This is a genomic window from Bacillota bacterium LX-D, assembly GCA_031628995.1.
Classification (GTDB): domain Bacteria; phylum Bacillota; class DUOV01; order DUOV01; family Zhaonellaceae; genus JAVLUO01.
Window position 1 is genome coordinate 148,064 of the sequence record JAVLUO010000002.1, and the last position, 16,970, is coordinate 165,033.

Annotated in this window: 12 protein-coding genes; 11 read left to right on the forward strand and 1 reads right to left on the reverse strand. The window is 39.4% G+C overall.

Annotated elements, in window-relative coordinates; translation table 11 throughout:
* Positions 1-3: 3 nt before the first annotated feature.
* Positions 4-2,187 (reverse strand): hypothetical protein, encoded by a 2,184-nt coding sequence (locus RDV78_03145; GenBank protein ID MDS1029497.1) that lies wholly within the window; start codon positions 2,185-2,187, stop codon positions 4-6.
* A 268-nt stretch (positions 2,188-2,455) separates the two neighbouring features.
* Here RDV78_03145 and RDV78_03150 point away from each other — a divergent pair, with 268 nt between their 5' ends.
* The 11 genes from RDV78_03150 to flgL all read left to right on the forward strand — a co-directional run bounded on the left by RDV78_03150 (position 2,456) and on the right by flgL (position 16,966).
* Positions 2,456-4,486, forward strand: coding sequence for a sodium-translocating pyrophosphatase (locus RDV78_03150; GenBank protein MDS1029498.1), 2,031 nt, complete (start codon positions 2,456-2,458; stop codon positions 4,484-4,486).
* A 130-nt stretch (positions 4,487-4,616) separates the two neighbouring features.
* Positions 4,617-6,446: a translational GTPase TypA gene (gene typA, locus RDV78_03155; GenBank protein MDS1029499.1), complete on the forward strand. Its 1,830-nt coding sequence runs from the start codon at positions 4,617-4,619 to the stop codon at positions 6,444-6,446.
* Between the two features lie 122 nt (positions 6,447-6,568).
* Positions 6,569-8,335 carry a FapA family protein gene (locus RDV78_03160; protein MDS1029500.1) on the forward strand — a complete coding sequence of 589 codons (1,767 nt, stop codon included), beginning with the start codon at positions 6,569-6,571 and terminating at the stop codon, positions 8,333-8,335.
* A 93-nt stretch (positions 8,336-8,428) separates the two neighbouring features.
* The gene (locus RDV78_03165; GenBank protein MDS1029501.1) at positions 8,429-9,649 is read left to right on the forward strand and encodes a D-alanyl-D-alanine carboxypeptidase family protein; all 1,221 of its coding nucleotides are present in this window, start codon (positions 8,429-8,431) and stop codon (positions 9,647-9,649) included.
* Positions 9,650-9,842: 193 nt separating this feature from the next.
* Complete coding sequence (locus tag RDV78_03170) at positions 9,843-10,340, forward strand: chemotaxis protein CheW (protein ID MDS1029502.1); 498 nt, start codon at positions 9,843-9,845, stop codon at positions 10,338-10,340.
* Positions 10,341-10,357: 17 nt separating this feature from the next.
* On the forward strand, positions 10,358-12,508 hold the full coding sequence (locus RDV78_03175; protein MDS1029503.1) for a chemotaxis protein CheA: 2,151 nt from the start codon (positions 10,358-10,360) through the stop codon (positions 12,506-12,508).
* Positions 12,492-13,622, forward strand: coding sequence for a chemotaxis response regulator protein-glutamate methylesterase (locus RDV78_03180; GenBank protein MDS1029504.1), 1,131 nt, complete (start codon positions 12,492-12,494; stop codon positions 13,620-13,622). Before RDV78_03175 ends, RDV78_03180 begins: the two co-directional genes overlap by 17 nt.
* 75 nt (positions 13,623-13,697) lie before the next feature.
* Positions 13,698-13,979, forward strand: a complete 282-nt coding sequence (gene flgM, locus RDV78_03185) for a flagellar biosynthesis anti-sigma factor FlgM (GenBank protein MDS1029505.1) — start codon at positions 13,698-13,700, stop codon at positions 13,977-13,979.
* Between the two features lie 9 nt (positions 13,980-13,988).
* Positions 13,989-14,477, forward strand: coding sequence for a flagellar protein FlgN (locus RDV78_03190; GenBank protein MDS1029506.1), 489 nt, complete (start codon positions 13,989-13,991; stop codon positions 14,475-14,477).
* Between the two features lie 24 nt (positions 14,478-14,501).
* A complete protein-coding gene (gene flgK / locus RDV78_03195) occupies positions 14,502-16,058 on the forward strand; it encodes a flagellar hook-associated protein FlgK (protein MDS1029507.1) in 1,557 nt (518 codons plus the stop codon).
* An 11-nt stretch (positions 16,059-16,069) separates the two neighbouring features.
* Entirely contained in the window at positions 16,070-16,966 is an 897-nt protein-coding gene (gene flgL / locus RDV78_03200) for a flagellar hook-associated protein FlgL (protein MDS1029508.1), read from the forward strand.
* The last annotated feature ends 4 nt before the right edge of the window (positions 16,967-16,970 follow it).

Sequence of the window (16,970 nt, forward strand, 5' to 3'; positions counted from 1 at the left end):
TATTTACTTAGCTAATTCATCATTTCTAGCTAAATAAACTAAAGGAAAAATTAAATAGATGAAAGTTGTAGCTCCTTGAATGATGCCGGAATCGTTAACCATAAGGCCTACAATGCTGGCGATTAAAATGGAACTAAAGGACTTATATAAAGCAGGGTTTTCTTTTTTTAGCCGCAGCACCCTGCCTCTAGGCCGGAACAATAAGACCGCAAAGGCAAGGATGAAAGAGATAAGTGCCTTAGTCCAAATAGAGTAGTTAAAGAGCTTAATATTCATGGTTACTTTTCTTTCAATAATATCTAATGCTGCTACAGGACCTTGCTGCAGAATATTATAAATGGCTAGCCCTAAGTGGGAATAATTATTCTTATCTAAGTACAAATCTCCCAGCAAAACAGCGCCAAGGAGCAGCAGCGTCAAAAAGCTTAAGATAATTGCCAACTGTACTGGCCTTTTTTTTTGTCTAAAACTGAAAAGCAGATACCCGAAAGCAATGGAAGTAGTAATCAGGCCTCCGGCATCAGCCCCAAATTGTGGTAAAAAAATAAGCAACGCAGCTAAGGTAAGTAAGGAGACGCCTATTATTTTGTAAAAAAGTTTTTTTTCTGTAAAGAAAAGAGGCATACTAAGTAAAATAGAGCCAATAAGGATGCCGGAAAGTTCATTGCCAATGCCATAGTATCGAGCTCCAATTATGGGGTCATAACCAAGGGGTGAGTTTTGAATTAAACCCAGCTGGAATAATAAATCCAGCATTAAAGTAAGGGCTGTTGCTAGTCCAATCCAAAGCATTTTTCTTAAATTATTTAAAGGTAAATAATAAATAACTGCAGTTAAAATAAAATTCAGTGCTAGAAAAAGAGCTAGCGATAAAAAAGGCAGTTTTGTTTGGCATAATCCAAAGATAATTATTAGCCAGGGGGCAATTAAAAAATAAATAGTGCCAAAAGTAACCCCTTGGATAACTCTTTTTTTGCTAAAAAACAACAGCAATGGAATAGACCCTAAAATAAAGATAATTTGCATTATTATATAAGGCTTTAAGATAAGAGGCCGGTGATTATAATTGCTAACTAAGCGAGTATTAATTTCCACTAAAGAAGCTAAAGTATTATCTGCTTTTTGGCTGTAAATGGACCTGCCAACAAAGGAAGGGGGAACTGGCAGCTCCCAGTGCTTTAAAATTGTAGGCAGAATATCTGTATTAGTTACTAAACCTAAACGCCTAGTGCTAGGTGAAGTTAAAAAGCCTGCCTCAATATTTTTCCCATACAAGAGTAAAGGAGTTAAATTACTGTGAATTAACTGATCTTCTTGACTGGGAGTAGGCGCAAGAAGCACTAATAAATCTTTCTTAGGGTCTAGAGTGGGAATTATTTTTCCTAATAAATTATCTACCCGACGAAGAGTAGTGCTTTTCGTTTGCTGATAAGTTTTTGAAGCAAGATAATTTCTATACTCTTCTAAGCGGCATAAATCGCCTGTTTCCATAACAAAAAAATTATAGTTGTTTAGAGCTTGAGAGTAATAAGCAAATAATTTTGCATAATTTGTGCGTAATAAATAAGGGAAAGAAGGGTCTTTGGTTAAAACTCTTTTGTCGATAATTCCCGGTCCCGTTTTCCCGGAGCTATTCACAGCCAGCAAAGTTGCAAAACGGCGTGGCTTGCCAAAAGCATCGGCATTGCCTAAGACAATTGGTTTCAAACGGGCAGAGTTTAATAAATCACCAAAGGCTCCTAGGTTAACCCGATATTTAAGCCTGGCATTTAAGGCTTGCAGTTGAAAAAAACCCTCGTGGACGACGGCAGTTTGCCATAAAGTCTTAGAGGAAGGTTCCATTTTTTCTTGTAATAAGTCTAAGTCATTAGTTAGGAAGTAAGGGGGCTCTATGCTGTTAAAAGCTTGTCCGGACCAATTTGACCCTACGGCTCTGGTTCCAGCGGCAATTGTTAAGTAGGCATTTTCTGGATTAGTTTTTCCTGCAGTATTAGTATTTACAAGTCCTAATCCCCCTTTGTGCAAGATATAATTAAAATAGGGGTAATTTACCTTGGCTAAATCATAAATACTTAAATTGTCGACAAAAAGCAGTACCACTTTTCCTTCTGGCCGGGCCAAGGCAGTTTTTGGCAGCAAAAGAAGCAGTAGTGGCATTAGAAAAAGTACAATTTTTTTAATGGGCACCTGATTCACCTAAACCTTAAAAAGTATTAAATTATATTTTGACCTAAAATAAAAAAAATATGTATGTGTATTTTAAAGCTATTTTGTGAATAATCCTAATATCATTGGAAATTTAGCCTATATTATGCATATAGTATCTATTTTTTACTTGTAGAAATTGTATGCTAGATTGTCAATAAAGGCTATCAATGCTATAATACATAATTGTGTATAATAAATAACTCCCTCTTTTACCGCATTTATACATAATAATTTTTAAAAAGAAAGGATGTGCGTCATGTCTTCATATGTAGTTATTGCAGGATTATTAGGTTTAGTATTTGCCGCCTACCTAAGTCATTCAGTTTTGAAAGAAAGTATGGGCAATAACAGGATGAAAGAAATTTCTGAAGCTGTGCAAGAAGGTGCAATGGCTTATCTTAATCGTCAATACAAGACATTACTCCCGATTGCACTAATTATTTTCCTTTTATTAAGCTTCTTCTCCGACTATAAATGGCAAACAGGTATTGCCTTCTTAGTTGGAGCTTTGTTTTCAGCCGTTGCGGGTTATATAGGTATGTATATTGCCACCCGTTCCAATGCGCGGACAACAAATGCGGCTCAAAGCAGCTTAAACAAAGCTCTGGGAATCGCCTTCCGTGGCGGTTCGGTAATGGGCATGGGAGTTGTTGGCCTAGGACTTTTAGGTGTTATTTTGCTATTTATGTTTGCCATTGGGCAAGATCCTAGTAAAATTGAAGCGATCGATAGCTTTGCTTTTGGTGCCAGCTTAATTGCTTTATTCGCCCGTGTTGGCGGCGGTATTTTCACCAAAGCTGCAGACGTAGGAGCGGACTTAGTAGGTAAAGTAGAAGCAGGAATTCCTGAGGATGACCCCAGAAACCCTGCTGTTATTGCTGATAACGTAGGCGATAACGTTGGTGACGTTGCTGGTATGGGAGCAGACCTTTTTGAATCCTATGCAGCTACTTCAGTTGCAGCTATGCTGCTGGGAGCAGCATATATTGGCATAAATGGTGTTTATCTTCCTTTGTTAATTGGGGCTGCAGGTATTATTGCTTCTATCATTGGTACCTTCTTTGTACGTGCTAGTGAAAATAGCAATCCTCAATCTGGTTTAAACAAAAGTTTATATTCAGCTTTTTTCCTAACAGCTATTGCAGCTTATTTCCTTGTAAATTACTTTATTCCTGAAAACCCGGTAAAATTTTATATTCCTGTCGTAGCAGGTTTAATTGCCAATATTTTAATTGGTTTAGTTACTCAGTACTATACAGCCAGCGAATACAGACCTGTTAAATCAATTGCCAAAGCATCTGAAACAGGCCCTGCTACTAACGTAATTTATGGTTTCGCGGTCGGTTTAGAAAGTACTGCACTTCCCATTGTAATTATTATCGCTACTGTTGCCGTTGCTTACTTTGTTCCTGGCGGCGGCGCAGAAGGTTTCTACGGCATTGCTTTAGCAGCTATGGGGATGCTTTCCATGGCTGGTACCATCGTTGCTATTGATGCTTATGGTCCTATCGCCGATAACGCAGGCGGTATTGCCGAAATGGCAGAGTTGGATCCTAAAGTACGTAAAGTTACAGATAAATTAGATGCTGTCGGTAACACTACAGCAGCTGTAGCGAAAGGTTTTGCTATGGGTTCTGCAGCAATTACAGCCATAGCTCTCTTTAGTGCTTTTGCACAGAGAGCAGAGTTAACATCTTTAGACGTTTTAGATCCTACTATTTTAATGGGTGTCTTTATTGGTGCAACTGTTCCTTTCTTATTCTGTTCCTTTGCTATGAGGGCAGTTGGCAAAGCAGCTTTTGAAATGATCGAAGAAGTAAGACGCCAGTTTAAACAAATTCCCGGTTTGCTGGAAGGTAAAGCCAAAGCAGATTACAAAACTTGTGTCGACATCAGTACTAGAGCTGCCATTAAACAAATGATTATACCCGGTCTACTGGCTCCTGCAACACTTATTATCGTAGGTTTTGGTGTTGCAGCCTTCAATCCGGAAAAAGCCCTGGCAATGATTGGAGGTATCTTAGTTGGCGGTACTACTACCGGTGTTTTATTGGCACTGACCATGGCTAATGCCGGTGGTGCTTGGGATAATGCGAAGAAATTCATTGAAGCAGGCAACCATGGCGGTAAAGGTTCTGAACCCCATAAAGCTGCAGTTGTAGGTGACACTATTGGTGACCCCTTCAAAGATACAGCTGGACCGTCATTAAATGCGGTTATTAAAGTTATGGGAACTATCTCCCTGATTCTTGCTCCAATTATTGCAAGCTTTATCTAAGAAGCATAGCAAGCAAAAAAACAGGAAGCGAAAATGCTTCCTGTTTTTTTTGCTTGCCCCAGCACTAATAAACTTGCTCAAATTCTTTTAGACTGATATACTAAGGAGTATTGTAAAGGAGGCAACAAATTTGTTCAGGGAAGATATACGCAACGTAGCTATTATTGCTCACGTAGACCATGGAAAAACTACCTTAGTAGATGCCATGCTTAAGCAAAGTGGAGTTTTTCGTTCTAATGAAGTAGTAGAAGAAAGAGTAATGGATTCCAACGATTTGGAAAGAGAAAGAGGCATTACTATTTTAGCTAAAAACACAGCTGTATTTTATAAAGATACAAAAATTAACATTGTAGATACACCTGGTCATGCGGATTTTGGCGGAGAAGTTGAGCGAGTCTTAAAAATGGTGGAAGGGGTGTTATTAGTAGTAGATTCTTTTGAAGGACCTATGCCCCAAACTAAATTCGTGCTGCGCAAAGCATTGAGCTTAGGCTTAAAGCCCATAGTAGTTATTAATAAAATTGACCGTCCCGATGCTCGCTGCAGCGAAGTAATCGATGAAATATTTGAGCTGTTTATTGAATTAGGTGCAGATGATGAACAAATCGATTTTCCGGTTATTTATGCTTCAGCTCGGCAAGGAATTGCTTCTGCTGAAGAAAATTCAGAAGCACAAGATATTATAGCTCTTTTTGAGGCAATCTTAAAACACATTCCTTGTCCTGAGGGTCATCCAGAGGGGCACCTGCAACTGTTAGTGAACAGTTTAGATTACGACTCTTATATTGGTCGGATTGCTATCGGCAAAATTCATCGAGGAGTTATAACTTCAGGACAGCAGGTAGTTGTAATTAAAGCTGATGGAAGCACCCAAAGAAGCAAAATCAGCCGTCTCATGGTTTTTGAAGGCTTAAAAAGGCAGGAAGTTTCCGAAGCCAAAATGGGAGAAATAGTTGCTGTAGCTGGTCTAGAGGCTGTTTCCATTGGCGAAACCATTGCCAGCCCAGAAAACCCGGAAGCACTGGAAGGGGTAACTATTGATGAGCCCACCTTAGCTATGCATTTTATGGTTAACAACAGTCCTTTTGCTGGCCAAGAAGGGGAATACGTTACTTCACGGAAATTAAGGGAGCGTTTATTTAAAGAATTAAATACTAACGTTAGTTTAAAAGTTGAAGAAACAGGCAGCCCAGATGCCTTTAAAGTATCTGGGCGGGGAGAATTGCACTTGTCAATATTAATTGAAAATATGCGCCGGGAAGGATACGAATTGCAGGTTTCCAAGCCGGAAGTTATTTTAAAGAAAATCGATGGTGTAATTATGGAACCTGTAGAATTTTTAGTGGTTGATGTGCCTCAGGATTTTGTAGGACCTGTCATGGAAAACCTAGGCAGCAGAAAAGCGGAAATGGTTAACATGACTACTTTAAATGCGGAACAAATACGGCTGGAGTATACCATACCTGCCCGAGGACTCCTGGGCTTTCGTTCGGAAATGTTGACCGACACTAAAGGGCAAGGCATTATGAGCCATAACTTTAATGGTTATCAGCCCTATAAAGGGGAAATCAAAAACCGTTTTCGCGGCTCTTTAATTGCTTCTGAAGCAGGAGAAACAACTGCTTACGGTTTAAATTCTGTTGAAGACAGAGGCACCCTGTTCCTTGTCCCCGGTGTAAAAGTATATACGGGGATGGTTGTAGGTGAAGGTAACCGGGATGTGGACATTGAGGTTAATGTTTGCAAGAAAAAACATTTGACTAATATTCGTTCTTCTAACTCAGATGAAGCTATTCGCCTAAAAGAACCAAAGCTTTTAAGCTTAGAGGAGGCCATTGAATTTATTAGTGATGATGAGTTAGTAGAGGTTACTCCTAAAAGCATCCGACTGCGGAAAAAATTGTTAGAAAGAGACCAGAGGGTAAAAGCTCTAAAACAAAAAAATTCTAATTTATATTAAGGTTGGTTATATTCCAACCTTTTTTCAATTTTAAATAGTAGCAGGGAAAAAATGTTGAGAATAGAAGTATTATTAGAGAAGTAATTTTACAATAATCAATTTTTGAGCAAGGGGGCGGTAGTATGGAAAACTCCGAAAGCAGGCAGCTTAATGGGACTGCAGCAATTGAAAATGGCAAAGTTTTAGTAACAAACCCATTTGAAGGTGGTCAACCTGCAGTTTTAATCCCTGGAGAACATGTAATTGTAATGTTTAATGGACAGCAATTAACTAAACCTCAGGAAGTAAAGGCGGAGGACCAAATTCAATTACTGCCTAAAGAGACTTTACCCCAATGGACAGCTCAAATTCGCTTAAGCGATGATAAAATGGCCGCCTATTTAGTTTTGGAAAGGTCTACAGGGGAAGTTTTTACTGTTGGCGATTCTCCGCCGGCTTTTAGGTTGGATGTAAAGGCTGTAATTAAGGAAAGAATTAAACCCCAGATTACAGCAGAAGATATTATCTCAGTACTTAAGGCCAAAGGCATTATCCACGGAATTTTACCTAAGGTAATTAATATAGCCATTGAGTCAGACCAGGAAGTTGAATATATTGTAGCCAAAGGAGATCCTCCTTTGCCGGGGAAAGATGCTGCAATTAGGAAAATATATGAGGAAAAGAACCTAAATTCTGAACAAGATGCATCCCTTATGCGCTATTTTAATTTAATCAGCGTGGAAGCAGGGGAGCCGTTGGTAGAAATTATACCGCCTGAGCCAGGAAAAAATGGTACAGATGTTTTAGGAAACATAGTTTCCTCACCTCCACCTAAAACTATTGATTTAAGGGCAGGTAAAGGTGCAGTTCTCAGTTCCGACGGTACTAAAGCATCGGCAGCTATAGCTGGAAATCCCGTACTGAAAGGCACCATTATTTCCGTCAGTCCTGTTTATGCATTAACTGGTGATGTAGACACTAAAACTGGACATATTAATTTCAAAGGAGATATTACAATTTATGGAAACGTACAGGATGGAATGAAAGTTACAGCAAGTGGGAAGGTACTGGTCAATGGTTTTGTAGGTAAAAGCCTTATCGTCGCCGGGGGAGATGTTTTAATTCAACAAAATATGGTTGGAGGCACTGCCCGAGCCGGAGGTGCTGCAACAGTTTACCAAAAGCTTCATGGGAGTTTACTTAAAACAAAGGACATCCTCAAACGGCTAAAACAGGGGGTAAAACAGCTTAAGGAAAATTCAGCTTTTGCCCATAATCAAGATGTGGCTAAATTTGGCGATGGAGTATTGCTGAGAGTACTTTTAGATTCTAAATTTAAGAAACTGCCATTGCTGCTGCAGGAAATTGGCCAAGAATTAGAAAAATTGTTAAGTACTCCTAATGAGGAATTGGAATTTTTTCAAAAGTCCTATATAAATTTTAGAAAAGAAATATTAGTTCGGATATCTACTAAGTTAAATACAGCTTCTGCAATTTCAGAATTTATTGAAAAATTCCTTGGAGATATAGATCAATTTTTAGCTGTTATTGGTGATGAAATTAAAGATAAATCTAAACTAGTTATACCTTATGCCCAAAATTCTCATTTAGAGTCCAGCGGAGATGTGCTCATTACGGGCAAAGGCTGCTATAGTTCAAATATCTATGCTGGAGGCAATGTGGTTATTTACGGTTCCCCTGGAGTATTTCGAGGCGGTGAGATTACCGCTGAAGGAAGCGTCAAAGTCCGAGAGTTAGGCAGCCATGGAGAAGCACTTACGATGGTATCAGTAAAAAAAGGCAAATGGGTAGTTGCTGACAAGGTTTTTCCAGGGGTGACTGTTAAAGTAGGTTCAAGAACAGAAAAATTTAGTGTTATAACAAACGGAGTTCAGCTTAGAGGCGAGTAAGGACAGCAATAAAAAACAATCCCCAAGGGCTATACTTTATGGTATAATAGTTAATATTTTAGACTCCAATGTTCTTAGTAAAGGGGGAAACTTATGAAGTCCAACCAAAGGATGCTAGCATTAGTTCTAACAATATTTTTGCTAATGTCTTTGATAATGCCCATTATACCGGCTTATGCCGAAGCTGAACCACAAATTATAGGGGAATCTGCTGTTTTAATTGAAATGAACAGCGGCCAAGTTCTTTGGTCCAAAAATGATCAGATTGCTCGCCCCCCTGCTAGTACAACAAAAATTATGACAGCATTAATTGCTTTAGAAAAAGGCAAACTCACAGATAAAGTTGTGATTAGCAAAGCAGCAACAGAAGTGGAAGGGACCAGGGTCTATTTAAAAGTTGGAGAAAAACAAACCTTAGAAAATCTACTTTACGCCATGCTTTTAAATTCGGCTAACGATGCCGCTTATGCCATTGCCGAACATATTGGAGGCAATGTTAATAATTTCGCTAAGCTAATGAATGCCGAAGCTAAAAAAATCGGCGCTGTACACACTCATTTTGTAACACCTAATGGATTGCCGGCTGATGGGCATTACACAACTGCTTATGACCTAGCTTTAATTGCCAGGACAGCTATGCAGAACGAAAAATTTAGAGAAATTGTGGCCACCAAAACAAGACCTTGGCATGGCGCCGCTTGGGAGAGTACCCTGCACAACCAAAATAACCTGCTTTTCAACTACAGCGGTACAATAGGTGTTAAAACAGGCTATACTAGCGAAGCTAAAATGTGTTTAGTTACTGCTGCCCAGCGCAATGGAGATACATACTTAGCCGTAGTTTTAGGCAGCTCCGGGAAAAATATTTGGACCGATTCAGAAAAACTGCTGGATTATGCTTTTAAAAATTACTATACCCAGGCCCTAGCTGTTAAAGGGGAAACGGTAGCGGAAGTTAAAGTAGGTAAAAATGATTTACAAGTTACTCCTATTTCAGATTTAGTATACCTACAATCCAGAATAACTCCTGTTCACCCCCAAAGTAAAATTAAAATTCTGCCTGTGAAAAAATCCGTAGAAAAGGGAGAAAAAGTCGGGGAAATCCAATATTTATGGAAAGGACAGGAAATCGGAAAAGTAGAGTTAGTAGCAAAAAATTCTGTCCAAAAAGACATTACATTACTTGATGGGTGGCTTTATCTAACTTCTGCCGTCACTATCTGTTTATTCTCTGGCATTTTACTCAAATTTGCCAAAGGAAGAAAAAGCAGAGGATTTAGAAGAGCTCGTTATGGGTACAAGCTATATAATTAACCAGAAACTACTAACGCCAATTTAATTGGCGTTTTTTATATCCCCTCTTCCAATATTAGCATCTAATAACAGTAAATATTTCTTACTTATTAGAAAAGGAATTTGTTAAAAATAATTGAAATTATTATTAATGTAGCCAATACCCTCCAAAATCAAAGCTGCTATTAATTCTATTTTGAAAGGACGAAGGGTTATGGAAGAAAAAGAAAAACAAATGAATGCCGAGGAACAACTAGTTGTGTTTAATCTAGCTGGTGAAACCTATGGGATAGACATTTCCTTAGTACACGAAATTATTAGAATGCAGACAATTACTAAAGTACCAAAAACACCCCATTTCGTTGAAGGAGTTATTAATTTGCGTGGTAGAATTGTACCTGTCATAGATTTACATCAGCGTTTTGGTCTTCCTGGCACAGAGCAGACCCAGGAATCTAGAATAATTGTCGTTGAAGTTGCTGGGGTGACTGTGGGTATGATTGTAGATTCGGTTTCTGAAGTATTGCGTTTACCAGTGGCTAATATTGAGCCCCCACCTCCGGCTATTTCCGGAGGCATCGACTCAGCATATTTAAGAGGCGTTGGAAAATGGCGGGAACAGCTGATTATTTTGTTGGAACTTTCCAAAGTGTTGTATAAAGATCAAAAGGAAATGCAGCAGGACTTTACGGAAAAATCCCGTGTAGGCTAAGCAGGAGGTTGTTGATCATGACATCGGATATTGATTTATCTCAGTACCTTGGAATTTTTTTAGATGAAGCTGAAGAGCAGGTCCAAACTTTAGATCAATCTATCGTTTTACTAGAAAATGAAGAGGATAATATGGAGCTGCTGAACAAAATCTTCCGTGCAGCCCATACTTTAAAGGGCGCTTCTGCTTCTATGGGCTTTGAAAAAATGGCCCATTTAACTCATGCTATGGAAAATATTTTAGACCGCTTGCGTCATGGAGATATTAACGTATCTACAGAAATTATTAATGTACTGCTGAAGGCATTAGATAACTTGCAGTTATTAAAAGATCAAATTGCCGCCAACCAACAAGAGGAAGCAGACGTGGAACCGGTTATTGCCGAATTAAAAAAAGCTGGGGAAATAGCAGAAAATTCTTCAGCAGATCAACCAAAAGAAGCCCAGCAGGTAGAACAGCCTGCTGCCGAAAAGAAAGCGCAGCAAGCAACTGTAAATTCAACAGAAATAACCCAGCAACTGGCCGCTTCTCAAGAACTGCAGTTAGACGACGTGGAACGCAACATTATTAATACAGCAAAAATTAAGGGCTATAACGTTTGGCATATTATAGTCAAATTAGTTGACGATTGTTTAATGAAAGCTGCCAGGGCGTATATCGTTTTTAATAACCTGAAAGAATCAGGGGAAGTTATTAAAACTACTCCAACGACAACAGAAATTGAAGAAGAAAAATTTGATAATTCTTTTGAAATTGTACTTATTAGCCACGAAGATGCAGACCATATCAGAAGTATCATTACTTCAATTACGGAAATTGATGACGTTGTGGTTACCCCCGTTGTCTTAGAAGACGAAAAAAACACTGCTGCCCAAAAGCAGCAACAGCCTATACAACAGCAGCACCAACAGGAAGGGACTACTCCTAATAAAGCCCAAACTAAGCCCCAAGCAGCAGCTAAGGTTGCTCAAACAGTCAGGGTAGATGTGCAGCGCTTAGAAAATTTAATGAACCTTGTGGGAGAATTGGTTATTGACCGAACCCGTTTGCTAGATGTAGGGGGTGGCCTGAAAAACAAACTAGGTTCAGGCAAATTAGTTGAAACTTTGGAAGAAGTATCCGTCCATATTGGCCGAATTACTACAGACCTGCAAGAAGAAATCATGAAGGCTAGAATGTTCCCTATTGAGCAAGTCTTTAATCGCTTTCCCAGAATGGTTAGAGATTTAGCCCAAAAGGCAAATAAAGAAATTGAATTTATTGTGGAAGGACGGGAAACAGAATTAGACCGTACGGTAATCGAAGAAATCGGAGATCCGTTAATTCACTTGCTGCGTAATGCTATCGACCATGGAATTGAACATCCCGAGGAAAGGATAGCTTTAGGTAAACCGGAAAAAGGGACAGTTATCTTAAAGGCTTTCCATCAGGAAAACCAAATCATTATTACTGTAGAAGATGATGGAAAAGGAATGGACCCGGCTAAGCTGAGAGAAAAAGTAGTGGAAAAAGGTTTAATGTCAGCTGAAGCAGCCAACCGCCTCAGCGAAAGAGAAGTGTTTAATGTTATCTTTTTACCAGGCTTCTCCACAGCAAAAGTAGTTAGCGATGTTTCCGGCCGCGGGGTGGGCATGGATATTGTACGGAATCATATTGAGAAAATTAATGGTATTATCGATATTGATACTGCTATAGGTAAAGGTACGAGATTTACCATTAAGCTCCCCTTAACCTTAGCAATTAACCGTTCCTTACTTGTCTACCTGGAACAAAGCGTTTTTGCTTTTCCTTTATCCAGCGTTGTCGAGATTATCAATGTAGAGAAAAAAGCCATTCAGAGAATTCAAAAAAGAGACGTTATTTTAGTCCGGGGAGAAGTGCTTCCTCTGGTTAAACTACGGGAATTGCTAATGGAACAAAAAATGGAAGAACTGCCGGATAAATTCCCTGTGGTAGTCTGCGGGATTTCCGAAAAAAGAATTGGCTTCATTATAGACAGCCTTCTGGGAGAACAGGAGATAGTTATTAAATCCTTAGGAGAGTATATTGGTCAAGTGCCGGGACTAGCTGGAGCTACAATTATGGGAGATGGGAGAGTTGCCTTGATTCTGGATGTAAGAGGATTAATTGGACAAACAGGGGTGGATTCTTATGCCTTCGCAGGTTAATGTTCTAGTAGTTGACGATTCCGCTTTTATGCGGCAGGTTATTATCAAGATGTTAGAAAGCGATTCAGAGATAAAAGTCGTAGGTTATGCCAGAGATGGCCAGGAAGCGCTGGATAAAATTCAGCGCTTCAAACCTAATGTCGTCACTATGGACGTAGAAATGCCCGGCATGAATGGTTATGAAACTTTAGAAAAAATTATGTGTCAATCTCCTACGCCTGTTCTAATGCTTAGTGCAGTTACTACTAATGGCGCTCAAGCAACCTTAAAAGCATTGGAATTAGGTGCAGTAGATTTTGTGGCTAAACCAGAAAAAAGAGCGGATATAACACAACTTGCTGCTGAACTGCCTCAAAAAGTCAAAATGGCAGCCAGAGTATCTGTAGTAAAAATTTGTCAGCGAAGAAATGTTAAGCTCAATAAGATAACAACTCCGACTGCTGATTCCGCTAAGCCGTTTCCTGTAATTGCAACTACCCCAATGCCGGTTCAGCCCCCTGTGCTGCTGCCTCCGAAAAATGCCGGCAGTGGGAAAAAAGGAATTGAAGTAGTGGCAGTGGGCACTAGTACAGGAGGCCCAGCAGCTTTAAATACGCTAATAAGTTCTTTACCTGCTAATCTACCGGCTGGGGTGCTGATTGTACAGCATATGCCGGTGGGATTTACAGCTACTTTGGCCCAAAGGTTAAATGATTTAGGCAGGATGCCTGTTAAGGAAGCTGAACAAGGGGATATTGTCCAAAAAGGCAGGGCTTTACTTGCCCCGGCAGGCTGGCAAATGGAACTGGTACGGGAAAATGGACAAGTGAGGATAAACTTGTCCAAAGAATCTCCGGTGGAAACCCTTTTTAAACCTTCTGTGGATGTACTTTTTTTATCTGTAGCTAAAGTTTACGGCAGCCGCAGCTTAGGAGTAGTAATGACAGGGATGGGCAGCGACGGGCTCAGAGGTTTAAAAGCAATGAAAGCACAGCAGTGCTGCTCCATTGCTGAAGCGGAAAGTTCCTGCGTTGTCTACGGAATGCCTCGTTCCATTGTGGAAGCAGGTTTGGCAGATAAAGTTGTTCCCTTACCAAAAATTGCTGAGGAAATTGTTAATTTTGTTACCCTTTGAAGCCGGAAGAAAGTAAAGTTTTGCACTTACTTACCGATATATAAACTAAGATGATCTTTCTACGGGGTGAAAAAGATGAAGATTCAGGGTAATTCCCCAGTAAAAATAAATGCTTTAAATGCTTATCAAAAATCGGGATCTCCTCGAAAAAGTGAAAATATTCAGCAAGATTCTGTGGAACTTTCAGCTCAAGCTAAAGAAATTGCTGAGCTGCAAAAGAAAGCTGGGCAGCTTCCCGAAGTAAGACAGGAGCGAGTAGCTGATTTAAAGCAAAAGATAGCTCAAGGCCAGTACCAGATTCCTGCGGAGAAACTAGCTGATAAATTGCTCCAGACTATAGCTCAGGAAAAGAAATAAGGTGGCAGAATGGACCATAACTTGGATTTACTGCAGACACTGATGCAGAAGGAAAATGAAGTAGTTGAAGAATTGCTTAATTTAGCCGAACAAGAATTAGAAGCCTTAAAGATTGATGACTTACAAAGTTTAACGACTATAACTCAAAAACAGCATAAAATTTGCCAGGAATTAACTGGCCTCGAAAAAGAACGTTTACAGCTGCAAACAGTGTTAAGCTCCACATATAACTTACAGCCTAACTTTTCCTTAACGGAGCTGATAGCAGCCATTCCGGAAAATCAGCAGCTGGCTGCTTTAGGGCAAAAGCTCAAACGCAATTATACTAGTTTAAAAGAGCTAAATGGAATTAATAGTTTATTAATTAAACAGTCTTTGAGTTTAACTAATAAAATTTTGGGAGCTTTAATGCCTAATAGAAAACCTGTAGTATACGGACAAAGTGGTACCTACGAAAACAGTATTCCTAAAACCATTAAGCTAGATAAAAGCGTCTAGGTCAACTAAGAAAGGATGAACACAATGTCGGGGGGAACATTTTTCGGCCTCAATACGGCTATCTTAGGTTTATTTGCCCAACAAGCGGCAGTAAATACAACAGCCCATAATATCTCCAATGCTAATACAGAAGGATATACAAGACAACAAGCTATTCTCGAGACCACAGTAGCCTTCCCTGAACCAGCCCTTAATAGGCCGGGGGGAGCGGGACAACTGGGCACCGGTGTAACTGTAGCGGAAATCCGTAGGATAAGAGATGCTTTTTTAGATGTGCAAATTCGCAAGGAAACAGCAAGCCTAGGCCGCTATGAAGAGCAAAATAAAACCTTAAGCCAGGTAGAAACTATTTTTACGGAACCTTCTGACACAGGCTTAACTGCTATCCTCGATAAGTTTTGGTCTGCTTGGAATGAATTAAGTAAAAACGCTGAGAACTCTCCTATCCGGACTACTGTGCGGGAAACAGCCGTGACTTTAGCAGACACCTTAAACCATATGAGCAGCCAGTTGGATACGATTCAAAGCGACCTTAATCAAACAACGGATATTTATGTTCAGGAGGTTAACACCATTGCAGAACAAATTGCCAGCCTCAATTTACAAATTTCCGCTATCCAAGGTGCAGGGGATCAGCCTAATGACTTAAAAGACCGCCGAGATTATCTCCTGGATAAATTATCTAAAATCACTGATTATACTTATAAAGAAGATGCTAAGACGGGTATGGTTACTGTAACAATTGGCGGTAAAGATTTGATAAACGGAGGCAATTTTAATAAAATATTTTTTCAAAATGCAGAAGGCAGTGAACAAATAAATTGGGTTCCAACGGCAGGAGCCTACTGGAATAAAACTACAGATAAGGATCCGACTAATTTAGATGATTTGAATGCTTTGCGGGGAATGTCCACTGGTTTAGAAGCACTAGCTGTTACTAATGGGCAGCTGCAAGGTATAAGTGATAATAGAAATGCTGTTCGAGGATATGAAGATAATTTAGATAAAATAGCGAAAGCCTTGGCTGAAGAAATAAATGAAATCCAAACTTCGGGCTATGATCTAAACGGTGAAAATGGTGTAAAATTTTTCATTGGGGATACCGAAGATGGAATAATTACGGCAGCCAATATTAAAGTTAACACCAAAATTACTTCGGATTTAATTGAAGGCGGAAATATCGTAAAGGGTATTACGAGAATTGCCGCTGCTAAAAAATTAAATGATAATGGTACAGTCCTCGCCGGGGACGGTTCCAATGCTTTAGAAATTTATAATTTATCCACTAAAATTTTTACCCAGGCTGAAAATTCTGATTTAGCAGGCACCAGTATTACTAACTATTATAAAGATTTTGTGGCAGCCATTGGCGTTAGAACAAATACAGCTGTTAATAACGAAACTAACCAACAAGTACTAACAAATCAATTGTCCAGCCGGAAAGAATCCTACTCCGGTGTTTCAACAGATGAGGAAGTAACGAATTTAATTCAATATCAAAAAGCTTACCAAGCCTGTGCTAAAGTTATCAATGTTATTGATGAAATGTTAGAAACCGTAGTCAGCGGACTTAAACGCTAGGAGTGGTTATAATGCGTGTTACTAATCGAATGTTAAGTACAAATTTACTGAGTAATTTAAACCGCAATTTAAATATAATGTCAAAAACCCAAAATCAAATGTCTACTGGCAAAAAAGTTTCCCGTCCTTCCGACGATCCGGTTGCTGTTACTTTAATTATGGGAAATCATTCAACTATTTCTGAACAGGAAAGATGTATGAAAAATATGGAAGATGGCATCGATTGGCTGGATGCTACAGATTCCGCTTTAGGTGATATAACTTCAGTAATTCAGAGAGTATCTGAACTAGCCGTTGCTGGAGCCAGTGATACTAACTCCACCAGTTCAAAAGAAGCCATTGCTAAAGAAATAGGGCAGTTATCGGATCAACTTTTCCAAATAGCCAATACCAATTATGCAGGACGCTATATTTTCGGAGGAACTTACACGAATCAAACACCTTTTGTAAAAGATAGCGGGGAAATAGAGTATCAAGGAAACGATGAAAGTTTAAACTGGGAAATAAATACGGGAATTACTATTGCTGTCAACGCGACGGGTCAGGATATATTCCAAGTTGATAGCAGCACAGGAAAAAGCAAATTATTTCAATTATTGGCAGATATAAAAACAACTTTAGAAACAGAGAGTGGCGACGCCGGAGATTATCTTGACGATATTCAGGAGCAGCTGGACAACGTTCTGGAGCAAAGAGCTATTGTAGGTGCGAAGGGCAAAAGACTAGAAATGGCTAAAGAACAAATGAGTGAAGTAAATTTAAACCTGACAGAATTAAACTCTAAAATGGAAGATATCGATATTGCGGAAGCTACTATGAATTATGCCATGCAGGAAGCAGTATACAAAGCAGCCCTCATGACGGGTACTAAAATACTGCAGCCATCTTTACTTGACTACTTGAACTAAGAGG

Coding starts and splice junctions, on each gene's coding strand:
- RDV78_03150 (MDS1029498.1), top strand. CDS start 2,456: ATGTGCGTCATGTCTTCATATGTAGTTATTGCAGGATTATTAGGTTTA.
- RDV78_03160 (MDS1029500.1), top strand. CDS start 6,569: ATGGAAAACTCCGAAAGCAGGCAGCTTAATGGGACTGCAGCAATTGAA.
- RDV78_03165 (MDS1029501.1), top strand. CDS start 8,429: ATGAAGTCCAACCAAAGGATGCTAGCATTAGTTCTAACAATATTTTTG.
- RDV78_03170 (MDS1029502.1), top strand. CDS start 9,843: ATGGAAGAAAAAGAAAAACAAATGAATGCCGAGGAACAACTAGTTGTG.
- RDV78_03175 (MDS1029503.1), top strand. CDS start 10,358: ATGACATCGGATATTGATTTATCTCAGTACCTTGGAATTTTTTTAGAT.
- RDV78_03180 (MDS1029504.1), top strand. CDS start 12,492: ATGCCTTCGCAGGTTAATGTTCTAGTAGTTGACGATTCCGCTTTTATG.
- flgM (MDS1029505.1), top strand. CDS start 13,698: ATGAAGATTCAGGGTAATTCCCCAGTAAAAATAAATGCTTTAAATGCT.
- RDV78_03190 (MDS1029506.1), top strand. CDS start 13,989: ATGGACCATAACTTGGATTTACTGCAGACACTGATGCAGAAGGAAAAT.
- flgK (MDS1029507.1), top strand. CDS start 14,502: ATGTCGGGGGGAACATTTTTCGGCCTCAATACGGCTATCTTAGGTTTA.
- flgL (MDS1029508.1), top strand. CDS start 16,070: ATGCGTGTTACTAATCGAATGTTAAGTACAAATTTACTGAGTAATTTA.